Below are 22,118 nucleotides of genomic sequence, written 5' to 3'. Positions count from 1 at the left end.
GGCATTTTTGCTGGCACGTGCTGACTGAAGAGCTATAGGCTCGTCGTCTGCACGGCGCCGGTTTCCAGCGCGCGCTCGATCAGCGCTTCCTGCTGCGCCTTGCGCACGGCATCGGCGACGAGTGTATCGGGCGCTTCCACTTCCGCCTTGATCGCGCCGATGATGCCATCGGCTTCGACGATCACGAGCGACTCCGCCGAATCCGCCCGGCTGATGATGACGCGCGCCGGGCCGCCGCCTTCCGCGAGGCTGGCGCAGAACTGCATCGTTTGCCCGCCGATCACTTGCTCGAATGTTTGAATCATCGCTGCCTTCCGCGTTAGTTGGACAAAAACTGACACAGGCCGCCCGCCATTTAGCGCGCAGCATGCTTACTCATTGATCCGCGCATCCCGACTAGGTTCAATTCTGTAAGCATGCGCGCGGCGACGCAAGCTCAACGTCTTGCTTCGGCGAGTTCGCGAAGGATGGCGGCGGTCGCGTCGTCGGCGGGAAAGAAGGCTTCGATCGCAAGCTCCGACAAGGTGATGTCGACGGGCGTGCCGAAAATCGTCGTCGTGCTGAAGAACGACAGCACGCCATGCTGCGTGCGCATGCGCAAGGGCACGACGACCGGATCGGTCTCGCCGCGCGGCGCGTGGGCCGTGTGCAGCGGCGCGGGATACGCCTCCAGTTCCGCGAAGAGCGCGACGAGCGTCGCATCGCCCGACACTTCGATCTGCCGACGCAGCCGCGCGAGCAAATGAGCGCGCCACTCGTGCCAGTTGTCGATGGCATCGGCGAGACCTTGGGGATGCATCGATAGGCGCAACACGTTGACCGGCGCCGCCAGCAACTCCGCATGCGCCGACGCGACGAGCGGCGCGAAAGCCGCATTCGCCGCGACCATCGTCCAGTGACGATCGACGGCGAGCGCGGGATACGGCTCGTGCCCTTTCAACACGAGATCGACCGCGCGCCGCGCCGCGGCAAGTTGCGGATCGGCCAGCGCGCGCTCGCGATAGAGCGGCGCATAACCGGCCGCGACGAGCAGCGTGTTGCGCTCGCGCAGCGGCACGTCGAGCTGCTCGGCGAGGCGCATCAGCATCTCCCTGCTCGGCAGCGAGCGGCCCGATTCGACGAAGCTCAAATGACGCGTGGACACGTCCGCGACGCCCGCGAGATCGAGCTGGCTCATGCGCCGGCGCTGACGCCATTCGCGCAGTAGCGCGCCCACGCTCGATTGTGCTTCGGGATAAACAAGGGTCGAGTTCATGCTACCGATGTTAGACGAAGCGCGCGCACGCAATCCATTACCTCGAACGTAATCGGCTGGACGGGCGTTTGTCCGCATTGCGAACGAACGTAAGATTTACTGCGCAAACCTTTGCGCAGAAAAACTTGCGCGCGACACCCTAAATCTCCCGCGCTTCCGAGCCGATAAGCCCCACAACAAGCGAACAATGCGTCGCGAGCCGTGCGCGCCTCAATCCCGAGCACGCACGGCCCGCGACGCCCGGACTTTTGCGGAGAAATCATGTTTGTCATCATCGGATGGGTGTTGGTCATCGGCTCGGTGATCGGAAGCTTCATCGGCGTCGGCGGCCACCTCGCCGCCCTCGTGCAACCGTTCGAGCTGCTGTGCATTTTCGGCGCGGCGATCGGCGCGTTCGTCGTATCGAACCCGACCGCGACGCTCAAGAAGACGCTGCAATCCATCCCGAAGGCGTTCAAGGGCGGCGGCTACACGAAAGAGAAATACCTCACGCTGATCGCGTTGCTCTACGAACTGCTTCAGAAGGCGCGCAAGGAAGGCATGATGGCGCTCGAAGCCGATGTCGATGCGCCCGAGGCCAGCCCGCTCTTTCAGAAATACGAGCACGTGATGGCCGATCATCATCTGCTCGATTTCATCGTCGACTATTTGCGCATGATGTCGGCGGGCAATGTCAACGCGCTCGAAATGCAGGATCTGATGGACGAGGAACTCGAAACGCATCACACGGAAAGCACGGTCGCCGCGAACGCGATCCAGAAGATGGCGGACGGCTTGCCCGCGTTCGGTATCGTCGCAGCCGTGATGGGCGTCGTGCACACGATGGGCTCGGTCGGCGCCGCGCCCGCCGTGCTCGGCGAGATGATCGCGGGCGCGCTCGTCGGCACGTTCCTCGGCATTCTGCTGGCGTATGGCTTCATCGGTCCGCTCGCGGATTTGCTCAACGCGAAGGGCGCCGCCGAAGCGAAGCCGTTCCAGTGCGTGAAGTCCGTGCTGCTCGCATCGATGAACGGCTATGCGCCGACGGTGGCCGTCGAATTCGGCCGCAAGGTGCTCTTCACCGCCGATCGTCCGAGCTTCAAGGAACTCGACGACGCGGTGCGCGCCACCAAGATGCCGAAGTCGGCTTCGTGATGTTATCGGGCACGCAAAGGACTTACGCTCATGGCTGAAAAACCGTCACGCGATCCGCTGCAGTCGGTGCTTGCGCCGACTGTCGTCGTCAAGCGCAAGAAGAAAGCGCATGGACACGGGCATCATGGCGGCGCATGGAAGATCGCCTACGCCGACTTCGTCACCGCGATGATGGCGTTCTTCCTGTTGATGTGGCTGCTCGGCTCGACCTCGAAGTACGACAAGGAAGGCATCGAACAGTACTTCAACACGCCGCTCTCCGCGTTGTTCGGCAACGATGGCGGCGCATCGGCCCATACGAGCGTCATCACGGGCGGCGGCAAGGATCTGTCGAGCACGCGTCCGGGCGAAGGCAAGAAGAGCCAGGCGCAGCCGGTGCCGCAGTCGATCGCGCGCGCGGCCGTCGCAATGGATGACTTGCAGAAGCTGCAGCAACTCAAGCAGAAGCTAATGGCACTCATCGAACAGATGCCTGCGTTGCGGGCGTTCAAGGATCAGATTCGCATCGCGATTACGAGCGAAGGCTTGCGCATCGAGATCGTCGATTCGCTCAAGCGGCCTATGTTCGCTTCAGGCAGCTCGAAGCTCGAAAGCTATGTGACGACGATTCTCACTAACATCGGCGCGTCGATGAACGATGTCGATAACCGCGTGTCGATCGCGGGTCACACGGATGCGGTGGCCTATTCCGGCGGTCAGGCCGGTTATTCGAACTGGGAGCTTTCCAGCGAGCGGGCGAATGCCGCAAGGCGCGCGCTCGTCGCGGGCGGAATGAAGGAAAGCAAGGTGCTGCAGGTGCGCGGACTTGCCGACGTGCTGCCGCTCAACAAGGACGTCGCCGATGAGCCGACGAATCGGCGCATCAGTATCCTCGTTCTGAACAAGGCGGCCGAGCAGGCGTTTTTCCGCGACGGCGGAAGAACAACCGTCGATGAAACGCGACCCGTCGATACGGCGATTCCCGCAACGGTAGCGGCCAAATCGAATGCGCCGGTTGCGGTGGTGAAGTAAGCAACGCTCGCGGCTTTCCAAAGCGCCATGCACATTGAACCGTGCATGGCGCTTTTCGTTTCAGCCGATCCAATCCGCGACCGTCTGCACCACCAGCCACACATTCGCCGCGCTAATCACGACAAATAACGCCCACGCGACGAGCTTCATATGCGGCTTGTTCGCGAACGTCCCCATCAGGCCTCGGTCGCTCGTCATCCGGATCAGCGGATAAAGCGCGAACGGCAACTGCAAGCTCAGCACGACCTGACTCGCGACGAGCAGCTTGCCGACCGCGCCGTTGCCCATCGCATACACGCCGATCAACGCCGGCACGAGCGCCAGGGCGCGCGTGATGAATCTGCGCTGATAACATGGAATCTTCAGTTGCAGAAATCCTTCCATGATCACCTGCCCCGCAATGGTGCCGGTGAACGTCGAGCTTTGCCCCGATGCGAACAGCGTCACCGCGAAAAGAATCGCGGCAAGTCCGGTCCCCACGATAGGCGCAAGCAACTTGTACGCGTCTTCGATCTCGGTCACTTGCGTGTGTCCCGTCGCATGAAACGCCGATGCCGCGAGAATCAGGATCGCCGCATTGATCAGCAGCGCGAGTACGAGCGACAAGATGGTATCGAGCCGCGAAAGATTGATTGCCGATGCAAGACTCTTCGCATCGCGATTCACCACGCGCGTCTGCACGATCGAAGAATGGAGATACAGGTTATGCGGCATCACGGTCGCGCCGAGAATCCCTATCGCGAGATAAAGCGGCTCGCGATCGCGCAACGCATGAATCGAAGGCACGAGCCCGGCCGCAACCGAAGGCCAATGCGGCTTGACGAGCACGAGCTCGACGATATAACCCACGCCGATCGTCGCGATGAGCCCCAACATGATTGCTTCGAGATCGCGGAAGTTCTTGCCTTTCAAGCCAAGCACGATGAGCGTGTCGAATGCGGTGAGCACCACGCCCCAAATCAATGAAACGCCGAATAGCAAATGAAATGCAAGCGCGCCGCCGAGCACTTCCGCGAGATCGCACGCGATGATCGATAACTCCGCGAGCATCCATTGCACATTTGCGACCGGCTTCGTATAACGCTCGCGCGATAACTGCGCGAGATCTTTCCCCGTGACGATGCCGAGCCGCATCGAAAGAACTTGCAGCACCATCGCCGCGAGACTGGACAACACGACGACGAAAAGCAGGCCATAGCCATAACGGGAACCGGCTTCGATATCCGTCGCCCAGTTGCCGGGGTCCATATACCCGATGGAAATAAGCAAGCCGGGGCCCGCGAATTGCAAAAGCTTTTTCCAGAACGGTGCGCCCGGCGAAACGGCGACGGAGCCTTTGACTTCCGATGGGCAAAACGGCGCGGTGGCCGTGGTCGGCAGATTGAACGGCAAGTTATCGGTTCCTGATAGCGGTATCGGGCACAAACATTTCACGCGGATAACATCCGCGAAACGATGTTATTCAGGCAGCTTGCAATGCGCGTCACGCGGGCGAGTCTATCACCGGCTGCGTGCGCTCACAGACGGCCCTTCGATGCGTCTCACTGCACGTTCAGTGCGCGCTCCAATCTGACCATAACGTCATCTGATGGCCAGCATCTCGTCACGGTCCGACAAATAGAATTCAGGGGTGGCTGTGGTAAGCGTGCCGACGCTGCATATCGCGCAACCGCACGCCGCGTTCATCCTTCACCCGCATGAGGAGTACGCCATGAAACTAGTCACCCGTCTCGCTGTAATCGCCATTGCCTGCGCGCCGCTGGCCGCGCTCGCACAATCCGACGGCCTCACGCGCGCGCAGGTCAGGCAGGACCTGCAACGCGTCGAACAAGCAGGCTACAACCCGTCCGAGCGCGATGCGTTCTATCCGACCGACATCCAGGCAGCCGAAGCGAAGGTCAGCGCGCAAGGCGCATATGGCGCGTCCACGGACGGCTCATCGTCTTCGGGACGCACGATGTCGACGACGCCGCTCGGACAGACCCCGTAATAACGCACGCTTCTTCACGAGACACGCGCGGCTTTCGCCGAACGCCAACGATCCCGCGCCGTCTCGCTTCACCTACGCTTCTCGCGCATTTCGCGCGTTCGTTCGATACATCATCCGAGTAAGCTAAGCGTGTCGATTCCGGCTACCTACAATCGCTGCGCGGCTGTTCGCACACCGCATTCGCGTCGCACGGTCGCGTTCATCCCATTAACGGTATGAGGAGTCCGCTATGAAGTTCGTCACGCGCATTGCCCTCTTCGCTCTAATCGCGGCGCCGCTTGCAGCGCTCGCACAATCGGACGGCCTTACAAGACAGCAAGTCCGCGAGGACCTCGTGAAAGCCGAGCGCGCCGGATATCGTCCGGGAGAGCAAGACGCGCGCTATCCCGGGAGTTTCCTCGATATCAAGGAAGGCATCTATACCGGCGCGAGCGTTTATCGCACTCAACCGGGCTATCCGAACTTTGCTCCCAATGCGGAGCGTTACCTGCGCTGAAGCGCTGTTATTCCCGGATATTCGAGTGCAAAGCGCGCGGCCCTACCGCGCGCTTTCGTAAGCTTGCTTTCAATTTGCCTAATCTGACATAAGCGCCATTTTCGCGCCATATTCTCGTTGGCACCCGGCCACTACCATAGCGAGACTGATGGCGAACCGCACGCCTCGCTCCGTCATTGCGTCTCGCGCGCCGCATTCGTTTATTTCGCAGCGCCCTTCCCAAGCATTTTCCGAACGACTCAATGTGGATAGTCAACGTTGCGCTTAAGCGGCCTTACACGTTCATCGTGATGGCCATCATGATTCTGCTGGCGACGCCCTTCGTCCTCGTGACGACGCCGGTGGACGTGCTTCCCGAAATCGATATTCCCGTTGTCAGCATCATCTGGAACTACACCGGTTTGTCCGCGCAGGACATGGCCAATCGCATCACGTCGGTCAATGAGCGCAGTCTCACGACCACGGTGAACAACATCGAGCACATCGAGTCGCAATCGCTGCAGGGCATTGCGATCATCAAGCTCTTTTTGCAACCGACGGCGAACATCCAGACCGCGATCGCGCAAACGGTCGCCGTCGAGCAGGCGCAATTGAAGCAGATGCCGCCGGGCGCGACGCCGCCGCTCGTGATCAGCTATTCGGCGTCGAGCATTCCGGTCATCCAGCTCGGTCTTTCCAGCCCGAAGCAATCCGAACAAGACCTGAACGACACCGCGCTCAACTTCCTGCGTCCGCAACTCGTGACGATTCCGGGTGCGGCCGTGCCTTACCCCTATGGCGGCAAGACGCGCCTCATCTCCGTCGATCTGGACACGCGCGCGCTGCTCGCCAAAGGCCTCACGCCGACCGATGTCGTGCAGGCCGTCAACGCGCAGAACCTGATCCTGCCGACCGGCACCGCGAAGATCGGCCCGCGCGAATACACCATCAATATGAATGGCTCGCCCACGACGGTCGCGGGCCTGAACGACATTCCGGTACGCACGATCAACGGCGCGACGACCTACTTGCGCGAAGTCGCCCACGTGCGCGACGGCTTCTCGCCGCAGACCAATATCGTGCGCCAGGACGGTCGTCGCGGCGTGCTGATCTCGGTACTGAAAAACGGCAACGCATCGACGCTTTCGATCGTCAATACGCTGCAAGACCTCTTGCCGCAGGCGCGGGCGTCGCTGCCGCCCGATCTGAAGATCAGCGCGCTCTTCGATCAGTCCGTGTTCGTGAAGGCCGCCGTGCAGGGCGTCGTGCGCGAAGCGCTTATCGCCGCCGTGCTCACCGCCGCGATGATCCTGCTCTTTCTCGGCAACTGGCGCAGCACCTGCATCATCGCGATTTCGATTCCGCTTTCGATTCTCTCGTCGCTGATCGTCCTGCATGCGCTCGGGCAGACCATCAATATCATGACGCTGGGCGGTCTCGCGCTCGCGGTCGGCATTCTCGTCGACGATGCCACGGTGACGATCGAAAACATCGAGCGCCATCTGCATCTCGGCACGAACCTGCACGACGCGATTCTCGATGGCGCGGGTGAAATCGCGGTGCCCGCGCTCGTTTCGACGCTATGCATCTGCATCGTGTTCGTGCCGATGTTCTTTCTCACCGGCGTCGCCAAATTCCTGTTCGTGCCGCTCGCCGAAGCCGTCGTGTTCGCGATGCTCGCGTCGTACATACTGTCGCGCACGCTCGTGCCGACGCTCGCGATGCTCTTGATGGGCCACGCGCACGCGCCCGACGCAAAAGCGCGGCCGAATCTCTTCATGCGTCTGCATCGCCGTTTCGATCGCGGTTTCGAGCGCATGCGCGGCGCGTATATCGTGATTCTGTCGAGGCTGCTCGTGAAGCGGCGTATGTTCGCTTCGCTCTTTCTCGGCTTCTGTCTGCTTTCGGCGGGGCTCGTGTTCGCGCTCGGCGAGGACTTCTTCCCGAGCGTCGATGCAGGCGATATCCGCCTGCACATGCGCGCGCCGACCGGCACGCGTATCGAGGAAACCGCGCGTCTCGCGGATGAAGTCGAGAAGGTCGTGCGCCAAGTCGTGCCGCAAGACGAACTCGCGACGATCCTCGACAACCTCGGCCTGCCTTATAGCGGCATCAACCTGTCGTACAGCAATGCCGGAACGATCGGCACGCTCGACGGCGAGATCCAGGTCGCGCTCAATCCCGATCACGCGCCGACGCAAAAGTACATCGACGAATTGCGCGCGCTCCTGCCGCGCCGCTTTCCCGGTGTCGAGTTCTTCTTTCAGCCCGCGGACATCGTCACGCAAATCCTGAACTTCGGCCTGCCCGCCGCCATCGACGTGCAGATTCAAGGCCAGAACGGTCAGGCGAATTTCGAAGTCGCGAGCAGGCTGATGAAGCAGATCCGCATGATTCCCGGCAATGTCGATACGCACATTCAGCAAAAGCTCGACGAGCCCGCCATCGACTTGCAGATGGATCGCACGCGACTGCAACAGCTCAATCTCTCGGCGAGCAACGTCGCACAGAACGTGCTGGTTTCGCTGTCGGGAAGTTCGCAAACCGCGCCGGGATTCTGGTTCAATCCGCGCAACGGCGTCGAATACAACCTCGCGGTGCAGACGCCGCAGTATCAGGTTTCATCGATCGACGAACTGCTGCGCACGCCCGTTTCCGCATCGCTCAACGGACCGACGCAACTGCTCGGCAATCTCGTGCGCCTCTCGCCGCAAAATCAGTTCGCGGTCGTCACGCACTACAACATCCGGCCCGTGATCGATCTCTTCGTGAGCGTCGAAGGGCGCGATCTCGGCAGCGTTGCGCGGCAGGTGAATCATCTTGTCGATGAAGCGCGCAAGACGCTTCCGCGCGGCACGCAGATCGCCGTGCGCGGTCAGGTCGAAACGATGCGCACGTCGTTCTTCGGCCTCGGCCTCGGCGTCGCGATGGCGATCGTGCTCGTGTATCTGTTGATCGTCGTGAACTTCCAGTCGTGGGTCGATCCGCTCATCATCGTGAGCGCATTGCCCGCCGCGCTCGCGGGCATCATCTGGATGCTCTTTCTCACCGGCACGCACCTGAGCGTGCCCGCGCTCACCGGCGCGATCATGACGATGGGCGTCGCCACCGCGAACAGCATTCTGATGGTCTCGTTCGCGCGGCAACGTCTGAACGCCGGCATGCCGCCGCTCACCGCCGCGCTCGAAGCGGGCGCGAGCCGCATTCGTCCCGTTTTGATGACGGCGTTCGCGATGATCATCGGCATGGTTCCGATGGCGCTCGGCCTCGGCGAAGGCGCGGAGCAGAACGCGCCGCTCGGTCGCGCCGTGATCGGCGGCCTCCTGTTCGCAACGGTTTCCACGCTCTTTTTCGTGCCGCTGATCTTTGCGGGCATTCACGCGCGTCTCGCACGCCGCGCCGCGCACAAGGATCAGACGCAACATCGAGACGGCAGCGGCCAACACTGACATCCAAGCATCCCGACGAACATGACTGAAAAGAAGCACGCATCGCTTGCGATTCCCGCTCGCGACCCGAACGAAGGACCCGCATTGCCGCCGCGCAATGTCGAGTGGAAACGCGCGAAGATCGCGCTTGTAATCGTGCTCGCGTTGCTCGCGATAGGCGCGACGCGCACGGTCGTCACCGACATGCTGCATAGCCATTCCATCGCCACGCGTACGCAACAGAACGCGCAGCAATACGTGAACGTCGTCATGCCGAAGCAAACCGACGGCGGCGGTGAAACGACCTTGCCGGGGACCTTGCGCGGCTTCGTCGAATCGCCGATCTATGCGCGAGCAACGGGTTATCTGCTGCACTGGTATGTTGATATCGGCTCGCGCGTGAAGCAAGGCCAGTTGCTCGCCGACCTCGACACGCCCGAGATCGATCAGGAACTGGCGCAAGCGGTGGCGCAGCGAGATCAGACCGCATCGAGCTTAGGCCTCGCGAAAAGCTCGCTCGAACGCTGGCAGCAATTGCGTCAGCGCGACGCCGTGTCTCAACAGGAACTCGACGAACGTCAAAGCACGTACAACCAGGACGTCGCGAATCTCGCCGCCGCCGACGCCAACGTGAAGCGTCTGCGCCAGCTCGAATCGTTCAAGCGCATCGTCGCGCCGTTCGCGGGCGTGGTCACGCAGCGCAATGTCGACGTGGGCGATCTCATCGATGCGGGCAGCGGCACGAGCCGCGCGCTCTTCGCGCTCGCGCAGAGCGACCCGTTGCGCGTATTCGTGCAGTTGCCGCAGGCGTACGCGCAGAACGTCTCGGTCGGGCAGGACGTGACCGTCTCGCAGGCGGAGCTTCCGGGCGAACAGTTTCACGGCAAGATCACGCACATTTCCGGCGCGATCGACGTGCCCACGCGTTCGTTGCAAGTGGAAGTGACGCTGCCCAATTCCGATGGACGTCTGCGGCCCGGCGCGTATGTGCAGGTGTCGCTGCCCGCGACCGCGCATGCTCGCCTGCTCGTGCCGGGCAATGCGCTGCTTTTCCGTTCCGAAGGCCCGCGCCTCGCCGTTGTCGATGCCGACGGACACGTGCGTCTGCACAAGATCGTGATCGCGCAGGATCTCGGGCAATCGCTCGAAATCGAGAGCGGTGTCGAGGCGACCGACAAGATCATCATCAACCCGAGCGATTCGGTCGCCGATGGCGATCATGTCGTGATCGCGCCGCAGCAAGCGCCACAGCAGCCCGCGTCGGGCGGCAAGGCCGCGTCATGAAAAGCGCGCTTGGCATCACGCTCGTGGCGCTGCTCGCGGCGTGCACCGTCGGGCCCGACTATCGCCGGCCCGTCGCGGAAACACCGCCCACGTGGCAGACGGATTCGTACTGGCGCGTGGGCGAGCCGTCGCATGCGCCGCTCGCGCTCGACTGGTGGCAAGGCTTCGGCGACGTCGCGTTGAGCGGGCTGGAAACGCAGGCGCTCGCGCAGAATCAGACGCTCGCCGCCGCGAGTGCGCATTACGCGCAGGCTCGCGCCACGCTCGCGCAAACGTCCTCGCTCGCGCTGCCCGAAATCGATCTGGGCGCGAACGCGTCACGCTCGCGCATTTCGAGGAATCGCCCCGTCAACAATTACGCGACGCCGAACAGCACCACCGTGCAGAACGATCTGAAGCTCGCGCCGACGGTCAACTACGACGTCGATCTCTTCGGCCGCATCCGGCGCGAAGTGGAGGCCGCGCATGCATCGGCGGATCAGTCGCGCGACGATCTCGCGAACGCGCGTCTCGTGCTGACCACCGATCTCGCCAGCGACTACTTTTCGATGCGCGAGCTCGACGCTGAGATCGACGTGTTGAACCGCTCCGTCGTTCTGCAGAAGAAAGCGCTCGACTACGTGCAGACGCAACACGATTTGGGCGCGGTGTCGGGACTCGATGTGCTGCAACAACAGGCGCAACTCGACCAGACGCGCGTGCAGGCGCAATTGCTTCTGAATCAGCGCGCGCAATTCGAACATGCGATCGCCGCGCTCGTCGGCACGCCGGCGCCGCAATTCTCGATCGCGCCGGAATTGAACGACCGCCCGCTCCCACCGATCCCACTCGGCATACCGAGCGACGTGTTGCAGCGCAGGCCCGACGTCGCGTCCGCCGAGCGCTCGATGGCCGCGGCCAATGCGCAGATCGGCGTCGCGAAGGCGGCGTTCTTTCCGAGTCTAACGTTGAACGGCACGGTCGGCTGGGAAAGCACGGCACTGTCGAGCCTGATCTCCGCGCCGAGCCTCCTGTGGACCATCGGCACGATGGCGAGCCAGGTCGTGTTCGATGGCGGACGGCGCGCGGCCGCCGTCGAGTTCGCGAACGAGGGCTATGTTGCAGCGGTCGCGAATTATCGGCAGACCGTGCTGGGCGCATTTCAGCAAGTGCAGGACGGCATCGTCGGATTGTCGGTGCTGGACGGCGCGGCGAAGCAATCGCACGCCGCGGTGGTCGATGCGCAACGCCTGCTGTCGCTCGCGAACGATCGCTACTCGGGCGGACTCGTCGCCTATCTCGACGTGATCACCGCGCAGCAGCAATTGCTCACGAGCGAGCGGCAGGATGTGCAGATTCACGGGCAGCAGCGCACTGTTTCGGTGGCGCTCGTGAAAGCATTGGGCGGCGGCTGGAATTCAAATGACGCGGCGCACGATAGCGAAGAAGTTGCAAACGCAACCAACGAGGCAAGCGACAAGCCGCCTGCACGCTGAGTTGATCAAAACGTATGCACGATGCCCGCGAGACTCGTATAGTTAGCAGTTGAACAATACGGTAAACACACACTGAACGCGCATAGGTGCCAGGCATGAAAGTCCTGATAGTCGAAGACGAACACAAAGTGGTGGATTACCTGCGCTCGGGGTTGACCGAGCAAGGCTGGGTCGTCGATATCGCGATGGATGGCGAGGAAGGCACGCATCTCGCCATCGAATACGACTACGACGTGATCGTGCTCGACGTGATGCTGCCGAGACGCGACGGCTTCGCGGTATTGAAGGCGCTGCGCCTGCAGAAATCGACGCCGGTCATCATGCTGACCGCGCGCGATCACATCAACGATCGCGTGCGCGGCCTGCGCGAAGGCGCGGACGACTATCTCACGAAGCCGTTCTCGTTTCTCGAACTGGTCGAGCGTCTGCATGCGCTCGCTCGGCGCACACGCGCGCAGGAATCGACGCTGATTTCCGTCGGCGATCTATACGTCGACCTGATCGGCCGCCGCGCGACACGCGATGGCGTGCGGCTCGATCTCACCGCGAAGGAGTTCCAGTTGCTCTCGGTGCTCGCGCGCCGCCACGGCGACATTCTCTCGAAGACCGCGATCACCGAACTCGTCTGGGAAGTCGATTTCGAAAGCCACACGAACGTCGTCGAAACGGCGATCAAGCGACTGCGCGCGAAACTCGACGGACCGTTCCGCACGAAACTGCTGCATACCGTGCGCGGCATGGGCTACGTGCTCGAAGTGCGCGAGGTCCGCGACACGCGCGAAGCAAGGGAAGACGCGAGACCATCATGAACACGCAGTGGACATCGTCGACGCCGCACGAAGCGCGCGAGCGGCGCACGCAGCGCTCCATATCGCGGCGTCTCGCCTTTATGTTCGCGCTCGTCGCGCTGTTCGTGTTCGCGCTCGTCGGTTCGGGACTGTTTCTCGTGCTGCGCGTGCAACTGGAGCAGCATTTGCGCGACTCGCTCGACAACCGTGCGGAGGTCGCGCGGCTCATCGTCGCGCACGTGTCGACGCCGGACAAATGGAAGATCGCGAAAGAGAAGCTCGCCGACATCACGCCGCGCGACGGTTCCACGCTCTTTGCCGTGTCGAGCAACGATCCGCGCTTCGAATACGGCTCGCCGCCCGCGGGACGCGTCGTCAAGCGCGTGATGGGCGGCTATGCGCGCTTCCATCCGGAAGACCGCGCCTACGACATGCTGATGACCACGCTCACGATTCCGCCCAACGCGGACCGTCCGCCCCTGCAACTCTTCGTCGCGATCGACTGCGCGCCGAACGTCCACACCATGCGCGCGTTCGGTCTCGCGCTCGCCGCGCTGATGGCGCTCGCCACCATCGCCGTTTTGCTGCTGAGTTATTCGGTCGCGCGGCTCGGTCTCGCGCCGCTTGCGCGCCTCACACGCGATGCATCGAAGCTGAGTCCGACCAATCGCTCGCAACGCCTGAACACGCGCGCGCTGCCGATGGAACTCGACGATCTCGCGAAGTCCTTCAACGGCGCGCTGGAACGGCTCGATCACGCATACGGCCGGCTCGAATCCTTCAACGCCGACGTCGCGCACGAGTTGCGCACGCCGGTCACGATTCTCATCGGCCAGACGGAAGTTGCATTGACGCGCGACCGCTCGATCGACGAGTTGCGTCACACGCTGCAGTCGAATCTCGAAGAGTTCGAGCGCGTGCGCGCGATCATCAACGACATGCTGTTTCTCGCGCGCGCCGATCAGGGCGAGCGCGCCACTGGACTCGTCGACGTGTCGCTCGCGGCGGAGGTCGGCCGAACGCTGGAGTTTCTGGAAATTCCGCTGGAAGAAGCCCAGGTCCGCGCGCTTGCAAGCGGCGATGCGCGCGCTTTCGTCAACACGTCGCTGTTCGGGCGCGCGCTGTCCAATCTCGTGATGAACGCGATTCAGCATTGCGCGCCGGGCGCGACCATCGCCGTGTCGATCACGCGCGAGCATGGGCGTATTCGCATCGCGGTGGCCAATCCCGGCGAACCGATCCAGCCGCACGTGATGGAGCATCTCTTCGACCGCTTCTATCGCGCGGAGAGTTCACGCACGAACAGCCGCGAAAATCACGGCCTCGGGCTTGCCATCGTGAAGGCGGTGGCGGAGATGCATCGCGGCACGGTGTCGGCGACGAGCGAGCACGGCGTCAACACGTTCTCGTTCTCGGTCGCGCGTTTCGGCAATGAATCGCGAACCGTCGAGGACGTGGCCTTGCCCGTGCCGCCGGTCGTCGGAACGAAGTCCGCCACGACCTGAGCCGCGCGCCTCACTGACAAAAATATTCGTCCGATGCCGCCACCGGCGCTTCGGCTGTCGCCGGTTTGAAATGGCTGTACTTGCGATACGTCTTGCCGTTCACCGTCACCGATTCGGCGGCTTCGGTCTCGCCCGAGGCCGACGCAATCGCGCTGCTATGCGCTTCGACCTGACCGTTGCTCCAACTGCTCGCGCGCGCATACGATCCGCCTTTCGACGTATCGGTCTTGCTTGCTTCCGAGATCGTGCTCGTCACGGGATTGCCGAAACTCTTCGTATCGATCGACGATTTCGGCGGCTCGTAGCCCCACTTCGACGTAAGCGTGCTCATGTCGATCTGTTGCGGCTTCCATCCGATCACGTTCGGGCCAATCGAGAGCGGCAACAATTCCACCGCGACGATCTGCGTGCCGCGCCGCGCGACGAGCAGGCACTTGCCGCCCGAGCTTCGCAAGGGCACATAGCCGCTCGAAGACAACAGCGCGAGCGCCTGCGCATCGGGCATCGACTGCACGCCGACCGGGTTCGCGGCCCAGATCACGCCGGCGCTTGCATCGGCGCGCGCGCTCGTCGGCATCATCGAGACCATCGCACTCGCCGCGAGCGCGATGGCCGCCATTTTCTTGTGACTCTTCATCGCATGCCTCAGCGGGAAAACGAGGGTTGACTCTCCGGGACCAGTCTTTCAGAGCCAACCCTTCAAAGGTAGAGACGGCCCGATTGCTCAGACGCGTCTCTGTTGCTCCATGGCCTCACGCGGCCACTGGATCTCTTGCTTCCTCACTTCACCAGCGAGACTTCGATCTTCTCGCCGATGGGCGCGCTGGCCACTTCGACGCCATTCGTGCTGTCAGTCTGATCGTACACGCGGGCCGCGACCGGCGTCGGCTGCGCGATCTGTTTCGCGGGCGCCGGTTGATCCTGCTTGGCCTCGTTGCGGGTCTTCAGGTTCACTTCCGGATTGTTGGCCGCGGTCATCGGCAAACCGAGACGCGCGCGCACCAGCGGATCGCGATACCGCTCGTCATCCGAAAGCACCGCGTCTTCGCCCGATTTCACGAGCGGCGTGGTCGTTCCGGGACACAGATGACCCGTGGCCTCGACCGCGCGGCGGTTCGCATCGCTCTGGCAGAGCAGCGCGAGCGCGACATCGGTCAGGCCCATTGCGCGGAATTCGCGTGCATCGAGACGGCGTACGCAAGCCTGATCGACGAGGGTCGTGCCGCCCGTCGCGCCGAAGCCCGTGATCGACAGCCCGAAGCTGGCCGAGCCCATGCAGGTGTCGGAGAGCGTCGTCGTAAGCGACGGCGCGGCGATCGCCGGCGTGGTGCGCACCGAGTACGAGCTCTGGTTGTAATCGACCGTCGTGCGCGTGTCGAAGGCGCTCGTGCCGGGGCCGCTGGTGGCTGCCTTGTTGGTCGCGTCCGTGCCGCTCGCATCCGGACCCGACGTCGTGAGCGTCGGCATCGACAGCGAGATGTTCACATTCGACGAACCGCCACGCGCGTTCGATGTACCGCCCTGCGCGCTCGACGAGCCGCCCTGCGCGTTCGAACGTCCGCCGCTTGCCGTCGCGACGCCGAGGCCGCCCACCGACGACGAATTGGAACTGGTGTTGGCCGTCGAGTTCGCCGACGTGCCGATATTGTTCAGGCTCGATCCGCCGCCCTGGCCGATGCCCGTGGACGTCGAACCCGAAACCGAGCCCGACGAGGAATTGGCGGTGGTGTCAGCGTGGGCAAGTTGCGCGGCGCAAAACAGAACCGCGCATGCCAGTTGCAGAGTGGTCTTGTTCATTTTGGTTCTCCGGAAGAAAGGGGAGCGCCACAGCGCATGACGGTCCCGGACGACTTGGATTTTTTTTATGAGTTCGGCAAAGGCGGCATCCCGCGAGCGCGTGGCTCTTCACGACACCGCCCCTGCCTTGGGTCGGAGACCGGCTTAGCGCCAGCCGCCGCCCAGCTTGCTCCATGCATTGGCCGCTGCATCCGCGCCCGAGGTGCCGCCCGCTTGCGCGTTGCCGTGACCGAAGCCGCTCACGTTCGACGTGTTGGTGTGGCTCGTCGTCGCGTTGGTCGCGTTGCCGGTCACACCGAACAGGCCGCCTGCGACCGATTGCGCGTTGCCGTTGGCCGTGCCGTGGTCGGTCGCCGTGAAACGGCCGAAGCCCGATACCGAAGCGGAGGTCGTGCCGCCCGAGGTCGAGGACGAGCTGGAGTTCGCGGTCGTGGCCATGGCGGCAACGGAGACGAACGAGAGCAGTGCTGCAGCGATCAGATTGCGTTTCATGATTTGCATTCCTTATTGAGTCGGTAAGATTGGATTTCGTAATTTGTTATTCGAACCGCGGTCACGTCGGTTGCGGGAAAGCGAACCCCGTTGCGGCGAAGTTCGCCGTCCGTCGCCGCGTGCTTAGCGCCAGCCGCCGCCGAGCTTGCTCCAGGCATTCGCGGCAGCGTCGGCGCCCGAGACGCCCGTTGCCGTCGAGCCGCCGAAGCCCTTGCCGCCCACCGACGACGTGTTGATGTGGCTGGTCGTCGCGTTGGTCGCGTTGCCCGTCGTGCCGAAGCCCTGGCCGGCGATCGACGATGCGTGGCCGTTGGCGGCGCCTGCGTTGGTCGCGGTGAACGAGCCGAAGCCGTACACGGCGGCGCTCGTGGTGCCGCCCGAGGTCGAGCTCGAGCTGGAGTTCGTTCCCGTTGCGAAAGCAGCTGCGGAAACGAGGGAGAGGACGGCTGCTGCTGCGATCAGTTTGCGTTGCATGGTGAGGTCTCCAAGTTTAGGCGCACGGTCAATTCCAGCTACATCGACGCCGGTATGTAGCGGATACAATCAAACTTCTTTTGCTTAGTATTCCTATGTCAAGCGCATGGCTGAATTTCGCGTCGATGAAGCAGCGTGAAAATCAGTGGGCGTTCGAGACAGGACGCGCCTGCGGCGCGGTTAAGCGGATCAGAGTCGGTGCGAGATGCGAACGTCGCGAGCTTCGATCAAATGAAGCCGTCGTTCGTGCATGCCGATGATGAGTTGAGACGGGCTCGTGGCTTCCGTCGAGCGGATCGTGGCGCGCTGACCTTGCGCCTGGCCCATTTGTTTTGCGTTCTTCATCGCAATCCCCGTATTACTTTTGGTGTTGTTCTCAGGCGTCTGTTTGTTTAGTGCCTGTGTTTTGAGGTGACTGTACGGAAGATGAATCGGGGAAAGCGTGGGGAATCCAACACACTATTTCACGTCGTAACAAATCGTAAGGGTTTTGGTTGGCGAGCGCTCATTCGAGCATACCAATACCCCGGAAACGCCCTGTTTTCGCGGGTTTTCACGGACGAGCGCGCATAGTGGGACGGCTGAAAAACGCAAACGCGGGCGACATGCGCCCGCGTTCGTGCGGTAGGCCACGCAGCAATCAGACCGTGGAAAGGCGCGCCATTTCCGTTTCGACGATGAGCTTCTTCAGCTCCGGCACGCACGATCCGCAGTTGCCGCCCGCCTTCACACACGACGTTATTTCCGCGGCGGTTTTCAATCCCTTCTCGCGAATCGCATTGCAGATCGTGTTGCGTCCGACGCCGAAGCACGAACACACCGTCGGCCCCGTGTCCTCGCCCTTGCCTATCGGCTGGCCGAGCAGAAGGCTCGCGCGGTCTTCGTCCTCCAGCCGGTCCTTTTCGAAGAGCGTCGCGAGCCATGCGCGCGCCGGCAGATCGGGCCGCTCCGAGATGAACACGCAACTCTCGATGCGCTCATCCACCACATGCGCCGCGCGATACACACCGGCGCTCTTGTCTTCGTATTCGATCCAGTCCGCATGTCGATCGTCGATGTGAAAGAGCGCGCGCGCCCAGTCGTGATGATCGCCGTGCGATGCATCGAAACGATTGCGGCCCGCCATTTCGTAGCGGACGAAGCGCTCGCCATGCACGCGCGTCCAGTGCGTGACGCCGTCGAGATCGGGCGCGGCGCGAGAGAGCGAAAAGCCATGCCACGTGACGTGAAATTTCTCGATTGCAACGGGCGTGTGCTTGAACTCCGGCTCACCCGAAACCGGATCGACGACGGGATTCACCACCGCGCCGACACGCGCATCGGAGGCGACCTGATCGTTCCAGTGAATCGGCACGAACACGCTGCCGCGCGGCATGCCGCCGCCGTGCTGCACGCGCGCGATCATCGAACCCCAGCGGCTCGACACGCGCGCGAGTTCGCCCTCGCGCACGCCGCATGCGAGCGCGTCTTGCGGATGCATGTCGATGAACGATTCGCTGATGTGTCCGGCGAGCTTCGCGGAGCGGCCCGTGCGTGTCATCGTGTGCCATTGGTCGCGCACGCGGCCCGTGTTCAGCACGAGCGGATAGTCGTCGTCGGGCGCGTTGACCGGGGCACGCGCAATGGTGGCGACGAAGCGCGCGCGGCCATCGCGATGACTGAAGCGGTGGTCTTCGAAAAGCCTCGCCGTGCCCGCTTGCGCCGATGCAGTCAACGGCCATTGCACCGGCTGCAACGCGTCGTACTTCGCGCGATCGAGTCCGACCAGCCCGCCGATATGAAACGCGCGATGCACGCCCGTCGATGCATCGTTGCGGTAAGCGCTCAAGCGCGCGTGCTCGTCGAAGATCTCATGCGGACCCGCGAAATCGAAGCCTTCGAAGCCCATGCGCCGCGCGACATCGCAGACGATGAGCCAGTCCGCGCGCGCCTTGCCCGGCGCCGGAATAAACGCACGTTGCCGCGAGATGCGCCGCTCCGAGTTCGTCACGGTGCCGTCCTTCTCGCCCCAGCCGAGCGCGGGCAGCAGCACGTCGGCGAACGCGTTGGTATCCGTCTTCACGACGATGTCGGACGCGACCACGAGTTCGCACTTGTCGAGCGCCCGCTTCACGCGATCGCCATCGGGAAGGCTCACGACCGGATTCGTGCCCATCACCCACACGGCTTTCACGCGTCCCGCTTCGATGGCGTCGAACAATTCCACGGCCTTCAATCCGGCACGCTCGGCAATCGCGGGCGAGTTCCAGAACGTTTGCACGATCTCGCCATGCAGCGGATCGCCGAATTCCAGATGCGCGGCGAGCGTATTCGCGAGGCCGCCCACTTCGCGTCCGCCCATCGCGTTGGGCTGGCCGGTGAAGGAAAACGGTCCCATGCCCGGCTTGCCGATGCGCCCCGTCACGAGATGGCAGTTGATGATGCTGTTCACCTTGTCCGTGCCCGCGCTCGACTGATTCACGCCTTGCGAGTAGACCGTCACCACGCGATCCGTGCGCGCGAACAGGCGATAAAACTCCATCAGGTCGTGTTGATCCAGCTTGCAATCCCTCGCGGTCTGCGCGAGATCCGACAATCCTGCCGCGGCGAGCGCTTCATCGCAACCGTTGGTATGGGCATCGACGAAAGGCGCGTCGATTGCGCCGTGCTCCGCGAGAAACGCGAGCAGGCCGTTGAACAGCGGCACATCGCTGCCGGGCTTGAGCGGCAAATGCAGATCGGCCATCTCGCAGGTCGCGGTATAACGCGGATCGATGACGACGATCTTGATCTCCGGGCGCGTCTCCTTCATCTTCACGATGCGCTGAAAGAGAATCGGATGACACCATGCCGTATTCGAGCCGACCAGCACGACGAGGTCCGCGAGTTCGAGGTCCTCGTAACTCATCGGGACGAGGTCTTCGCCGAACGCGCGCTTGTGCCCCGCCACCGACGACGACATGCATAGCCGCGAGTTCGTATCGATGTTCGCGCTGCCGATGTAGCCCTTCATCAGTTTGTTGGCGACGTAGTAGTCCTCGGTGAGCAACTGCCCCGACACATAGAACGCGACCGCGTCCGCACCGTGCTCCGCGATGATCCGCGAGAAGCCACTCGCAACCGTGCCGATCGCGTCCGCCCACGATGCGTCGGTGAACGCGCCCGTGCCGCGATCGCGCAGTTTCGGATTGAGCAGGCGCCCTTCGAGCCCCACTGTTTCGCCGAGCGCCGACCCCTTCACGCACAGACGGCCGAAATTCGACGGATGCGTTTCATCACCGGCGATCGACACTTCGGTCGCGCTCTTCGGCGACGCGTTCACACCACAACCGACGCCGCAATACGGGCATGTTGTTTTGACGGTAGCAGGTTGAATCGGGATGATGGGCATGCTCACGTTCAATGTCCTTGGCTTTGTCTCAGGCTTCGCAAAGCGTCTTGCCGAAGAGAAGCTTGCCGCGCAAATGCGATATGTCCGCGCGGCTCTGAATCAGATCGAAGTACCAGCCGCCGTCCTTCACGTCGCCATACAGCACCGCGCCGATAACACGTCCCGCCTGCAACACGAGACGCTTGTAGACGCCACGGCGCGGATCGCGCAGCACGAGATCCTCGCTGTCGCCGCCGCCGATGAAATCGCCCGCCGAATACAGATCGACGCCCGTCACCTTGAGCTTCGTCGCGGTCGCGCGCTGCACATAACGGCGATGCCCCGCGCCCGCGAGATGCGCGCCCGCGACGCGCGCCTGATCCCAGATCGGCGCGACGAGTCCGAACGTCGCCGAGCGATGCTGCACGCATTCGCCCACCGCATAGACGCGCGGATCGAAGGTCTGCAACGTGTCGTCAACGACGATCGCGCGCTCGCAATGCAGGCCCGCGTCTTTTGCGAGCGCGATGTTGGGGCGCACGCCCGCCGTCATCACAACGAGGTCCGCGTCGATCTGCGTGCCGTCCGCGAAACGCACGGCGCGCACGCGGTCGGCGCCGACGATCTCGGCGGTCTGCGCGGCCATCGCGAAGTTGAGGCCTTTGGCTTCGAGCGAACGCTTGAGCAACGCCGATGCGGTGGCGTCGAGTTGACGATCCATCAGGCTTTCGCTCGAATGCACGACCGTCACCGACATGCCCTGCCGCTGCAAGCCGTTGGCCGCTTCGAGCCCGAGCAAGCCGCCGCCGATGATCACCGCATGCCGATGATCGCGCGCCGCGTCCAGCATCGTCGCGACATCCTGGATATCGCGAAACGCGATCACGCCGGGAAGATCGCAGCCCGGCACCGGAATGATGAAAGGCTTCGAGCCGGTCGCGATCAACAGACGGTCGTAGCGCGCCTCCACGCCCTTCTCCGAGCGCACGATGCGCCGCGCGCGATCGATCTCGATCACGGCATCGCCCGCATGCAGCGCGATGCCGTTCGCGTCGTACCATTCGCGCGTGTTGAGAATGATGTCGTCGACGCTCTTCTCGCCCGCGAGCACCGGCGACAACAGAATGCGGTTGTAGTTGCCATACGGCTCGGCGCCGAACACCGTGATGTCGTACAGATCGGGCGCGATCTTCAGCAGCTCTTCGACGGTGCGCATGCCGGCCATGCCGTTGCCGATGACCACGAGCCGCTGGCGCGACGCGACGTGCTTCAACGAAGCCATGCCCGCAACCGCATATTCTGTTTTCATGCCGCGATCCACACCTTGCCGCCCGCGACCTTCACGCGATACGCGCTCACCGAAAGCTCCGGCGTTTCAAGGCATTCGCCCGTGCGCAGATCGAAATGCTGCTTGTAGATCGGCGATGCCACGACCACGCGCTCGCCCAGACTTCCCACGATGCCGCGCGACAGCACGGCCGCCTGCGAATGCGGATCGTAGTTGTCGATCGCATACACGGCCGCGTCTTCGCCCGCGAGATGAAACACCGCGACTTGCGCGCCCTTCACAAGGGCGCAGACGCCCGTATCCGGCACGATGTCATCGAGTTCACAAACGGCGGTCCAGTCCTGTTCGATGCGGTCGTTCATGATGCGCTCCT

General features: G+C 63.0%; 20 protein-coding genes. 9 read left to right on the top strand and 11 right to left on the bottom strand.

Translation table 11 applies throughout. The features are described 5' to 3' along the window. Positions 1 to 32 precede the first annotated feature (32 nt). Together AWB82_RS01605 and AWB82_RS01600 are read right to left on the bottom strand one after the other, a co-directional pair. Complete coding sequence (locus AWB82_RS01605; protein ID WP_086965113.1) at positions 33 to 305, bottom strand: hypothetical protein; 273 nt, start codon at positions 303 to 305, stop codon at positions 33 to 35. A gap of 131 nt (positions 306 to 436) precedes the next feature. Then, positions 437 to 1,255 (bottom strand): helix-turn-helix domain-containing protein, encoded by an 819-nt coding sequence (locus tag AWB82_RS01600; RefSeq protein ID WP_086965111.1) that lies wholly within the window; start codon positions 1,253 to 1,255, stop codon positions 437 to 439. Positions 1,256 to 1,516: 261 nt separating this feature from the next. Here AWB82_RS01600 and motA point away from each other — a divergent pair, with 261 nt between their 5' ends. Both motA and motB read left to right on the top strand, forming a co-directional pair. Then, positions 1,517 to 2,389 carry a flagellar motor stator protein MotA gene (gene motA / locus AWB82_RS01595; RefSeq protein ID WP_086965109.1) on the top strand — a complete coding sequence of 291 codons (873 nt, stop codon included), beginning with the start codon at positions 1,517 to 1,519 and terminating at the stop codon, positions 2,387 to 2,389. Between the two features lie 30 nt (positions 2,390 to 2,419). After that, the gene (gene motB / locus AWB82_RS01590; RefSeq protein WP_086965108.1) at positions 2,420 to 3,400 is read left to right on the top strand and encodes a flagellar motor protein MotB; all 981 of its coding nucleotides are present in this window, start codon (positions 2,420 to 2,422) and stop codon (positions 3,398 to 3,400) included. Positions 3,401 to 3,460: 60 nt separating this feature from the next. On the opposite strand, the gene AWB82_RS01585 is transcribed toward motB, so the two are convergent. Beyond that, the gene (locus tag AWB82_RS01585; protein WP_086965106.1) at positions 3,461 to 4,792 is read right to left on the bottom strand and encodes an Nramp family divalent metal transporter; all 1,332 of its coding nucleotides are present in this window, start codon (positions 4,790 to 4,792) and stop codon (positions 3,461 to 3,463) included. Positions 4,793 to 5,111: 319 nt separating this feature from the next. On the opposite strand from AWB82_RS01585, the gene AWB82_RS01580 reads away from it, so the two are divergent. The 7 genes from AWB82_RS01580 to AWB82_RS01550 all read left to right on the top strand — a co-directional run bounded on the left by AWB82_RS01580 (position 5,112) and on the right by AWB82_RS01550 (position 14,345). Beyond that, entirely contained in the window at positions 5,112 to 5,390 is a 279-nt protein-coding gene (locus tag AWB82_RS01580; RefSeq protein ID WP_086965209.1) for a DUF4148 domain-containing protein, read from the top strand. Between the two features lie 229 nt (positions 5,391 to 5,619). Next, the gene (locus tag AWB82_RS01575) at positions 5,620 to 5,886 is read left to right on the top strand and encodes a DUF4148 domain-containing protein (RefSeq protein WP_086965104.1); all 267 of its coding nucleotides are present in this window, start codon (positions 5,620 to 5,622) and stop codon (positions 5,884 to 5,886) included. A 242-nt stretch (positions 5,887 to 6,128) separates the two neighbouring features. Beyond that, positions 6,129 to 9,314, top strand: coding sequence for an efflux RND transporter permease subunit (locus tag AWB82_RS01570; RefSeq protein WP_086965102.1), 3,186 nt, complete (start codon positions 6,129 to 6,131; stop codon positions 9,312 to 9,314). Between the two features lie 21 nt (positions 9,315 to 9,335). Continuing rightward, a complete protein-coding gene (locus AWB82_RS01565; protein WP_086965100.1) occupies positions 9,336 to 10,577 on the top strand; it encodes an efflux RND transporter periplasmic adaptor subunit in 1,242 nt (413 codons plus the stop codon). Continuing rightward, positions 10,574 to 12,052, top strand: a complete 1,479-nt coding sequence (locus AWB82_RS01560) for an efflux transporter outer membrane subunit (protein ID WP_086965098.1) — start codon at positions 10,574 to 10,576, stop codon at positions 12,050 to 12,052. The genes AWB82_RS01565 and AWB82_RS01560 overlap by 4 nt, the downstream gene beginning before the upstream one ends. 95 nt (positions 12,053 to 12,147) lie before the next feature. Continuing rightward, positions 12,148 to 12,861, top strand: coding sequence for a heavy metal response regulator transcription factor (locus AWB82_RS01555; protein WP_086965096.1), 714 nt, complete (start codon positions 12,148 to 12,150; stop codon positions 12,859 to 12,861). Beyond that, positions 12,858 to 14,345 carry a heavy metal sensor histidine kinase gene (locus tag AWB82_RS01550; protein WP_086965094.1) on the top strand — a complete coding sequence of 496 codons (1,488 nt, stop codon included), beginning with the start codon at positions 12,858 to 12,860 and terminating at the stop codon, positions 14,343 to 14,345. Before AWB82_RS01555 ends, AWB82_RS01550 begins: the two co-directional genes overlap by 4 nt. A 10-nt stretch (positions 14,346 to 14,355) precedes the next feature. Here AWB82_RS01550 and AWB82_RS01545 read toward each other — a convergent pair whose 3' ends face one another. From AWB82_RS01545 to nirD, 8 genes are all read right to left on the bottom strand, one after another. After that, on the bottom strand, positions 14,356 to 14,982 hold the full coding sequence (locus tag AWB82_RS01545; protein ID WP_086965093.1) for a hypothetical protein: 627 nt from the start codon (positions 14,980 to 14,982) through the stop codon (positions 14,356 to 14,358). A 143-nt stretch (positions 14,983 to 15,125) separates the two neighbouring features. Continuing rightward, a complete protein-coding gene (locus AWB82_RS01540) occupies positions 15,126 to 16,142 on the bottom strand; it encodes a hypothetical protein (RefSeq protein WP_086965091.1) in 1,017 nt (338 codons plus the stop codon). A gap of 144 nt (positions 16,143 to 16,286) precedes the next feature. Continuing rightward, positions 16,287 to 16,634 (bottom strand): hypothetical protein, encoded by a 348-nt coding sequence (locus AWB82_RS01535; RefSeq protein WP_200818015.1) that lies wholly within the window; start codon positions 16,632 to 16,634, stop codon positions 16,287 to 16,289. 123 nt (positions 16,635 to 16,757) lie between these two features. After that, positions 16,758 to 17,108: a hypothetical protein gene (locus AWB82_RS01530; protein WP_086965087.1), complete on the bottom strand. Its 351-nt coding sequence runs from the start codon at positions 17,106 to 17,108 to the stop codon at positions 16,758 to 16,760. 189 nt (positions 17,109 to 17,297) lie between these two features. Continuing rightward, positions 17,298 to 17,453, bottom strand: a complete 156-nt coding sequence (locus tag AWB82_RS37545) for a hypothetical protein (protein WP_159462548.1) — start codon at positions 17,451 to 17,453, stop codon at positions 17,298 to 17,300. A gap of 295 nt (positions 17,454 to 17,748) precedes the next feature. Next, positions 17,749 to 20,478 (bottom strand): molybdopterin-dependent oxidoreductase, encoded by a 2,730-nt coding sequence (locus tag AWB82_RS01525; protein ID WP_407642965.1) that lies wholly within the window; start codon positions 20,476 to 20,478, stop codon positions 17,749 to 17,751. 28 nt (positions 20,479 to 20,506) lie between these two features. Further along, complete coding sequence (locus AWB82_RS01520; protein WP_086965085.1) at positions 20,507 to 21,766, bottom strand: NAD(P)/FAD-dependent oxidoreductase; 1,260 nt, start codon at positions 21,764 to 21,766, stop codon at positions 20,507 to 20,509. Further along, positions 21,763 to 22,107, bottom strand: coding sequence for a nitrite reductase small subunit NirD (nirD, locus tag AWB82_RS01515; RefSeq protein ID WP_086965083.1), 345 nt, complete (start codon positions 22,105 to 22,107; stop codon positions 21,763 to 21,765). Before nirD ends, AWB82_RS01520 begins: the two co-directional genes overlap by 4 nt. Positions 22,108 to 22,118: the final 11 nt, after the last annotated feature.

This window comes from Caballeronia glebae (genome assembly GCF_001545035.1).
GTDB lineage: Bacteria > Pseudomonadota > Gammaproteobacteria > Burkholderiales > Burkholderiaceae > Caballeronia > Caballeronia glebae.
The sequence above is the reverse complement of the archived record's forward strand: the minus strand, read 5'-3'. Positions and strand labels throughout refer to the sequence as shown.

Excerpts from the sequence above, each read along its gene's own strand:
- AWB82_RS01605 (WP_086965113.1), bottom strand. The coding sequence starts at position 305 with ATGATTCAAACATTCGAGCAAGTGATCGGCGGGCAAACGATGCAGTTC.
- AWB82_RS01600 (WP_086965111.1), bottom strand. The coding sequence starts at position 1,255 with ATGAACTCGACCCTTGTTTATCCCGAAGCACAATCGAGCGTGGGCGCG.
- motA (WP_086965109.1), top strand. The coding sequence starts at position 1,517 with ATGTTTGTCATCATCGGATGGGTGTTGGTCATCGGCTCGGTGATCGGA.
- motB (WP_086965108.1), top strand. The coding sequence starts at position 2,420 with ATGGCTGAAAAACCGTCACGCGATCCGCTGCAGTCGGTGCTTGCGCCG.
- AWB82_RS01580 (WP_086965209.1), top strand. The coding sequence starts at position 5,112 with ATGAAACTAGTCACCCGTCTCGCTGTAATCGCCATTGCCTGCGCGCCG.
- AWB82_RS01575 (WP_086965104.1), top strand. The coding sequence starts at position 5,620 with ATGAAGTTCGTCACGCGCATTGCCCTCTTCGCTCTAATCGCGGCGCCG.
- AWB82_RS01570 (WP_086965102.1), top strand. The coding sequence starts at position 6,129 with ATGTGGATAGTCAACGTTGCGCTTAAGCGGCCTTACACGTTCATCGTG.
- AWB82_RS01565 (WP_086965100.1), top strand. The coding sequence starts at position 9,336 with ATGACTGAAAAGAAGCACGCATCGCTTGCGATTCCCGCTCGCGACCCG.
- AWB82_RS01560 (WP_086965098.1), top strand. The coding sequence starts at position 10,574 with ATGAAAAGCGCGCTTGGCATCACGCTCGTGGCGCTGCTCGCGGCGTGC.
- AWB82_RS01555 (WP_086965096.1), top strand. The coding sequence starts at position 12,148 with ATGAAAGTCCTGATAGTCGAAGACGAACACAAAGTGGTGGATTACCTG.
- AWB82_RS01550 (WP_086965094.1), top strand. The coding sequence starts at position 12,858 with ATGAACACGCAGTGGACATCGTCGACGCCGCACGAAGCGCGCGAGCGG.
- AWB82_RS01545 (WP_086965093.1), bottom strand. The coding sequence starts at position 14,982 with ATGAAGAGTCACAAGAAAATGGCGGCCATCGCGCTCGCGGCGAGTGCG.
- AWB82_RS01540 (WP_086965091.1), bottom strand. The coding sequence starts at position 16,142 with ATGAACAAGACCACTCTGCAACTGGCATGCGCGGTTCTGTTTTGCGCC.
- AWB82_RS01535 (WP_200818015.1), bottom strand. The coding sequence starts at position 16,634 with ATGAAACGCAATCTGATCGCTGCAGCACTGCTCTCGTTCGTCTCCGTT.
- AWB82_RS01530 (WP_086965087.1), bottom strand. The coding sequence starts at position 17,108 with ATGCAACGCAAACTGATCGCAGCAGCAGCCGTCCTCTCCCTCGTTTCC.
- AWB82_RS37545 (WP_159462548.1), bottom strand. The coding sequence starts at position 17,453 with ATGAAGAACGCAAAACAAATGGGCCAGGCGCAAGGTCAGCGCGCCACG.
- AWB82_RS01525 (WP_407642965.1), bottom strand. The coding sequence starts at position 20,478 with ATGCCCATCATCCCGATTCAACCTGCTACCGTCAAAACAACATGCCCG.
- AWB82_RS01520 (WP_086965085.1), bottom strand. The coding sequence starts at position 21,766 with ATGAAAACAGAATATGCGGTTGCGGGCATGGCTTCGTTGAAGCACGTC.
- nirD (WP_086965083.1), bottom strand. The coding sequence starts at position 22,107 with ATGAACGACCGCATCGAACAGGACTGGACCGCCGTTTGTGAACTCGAT.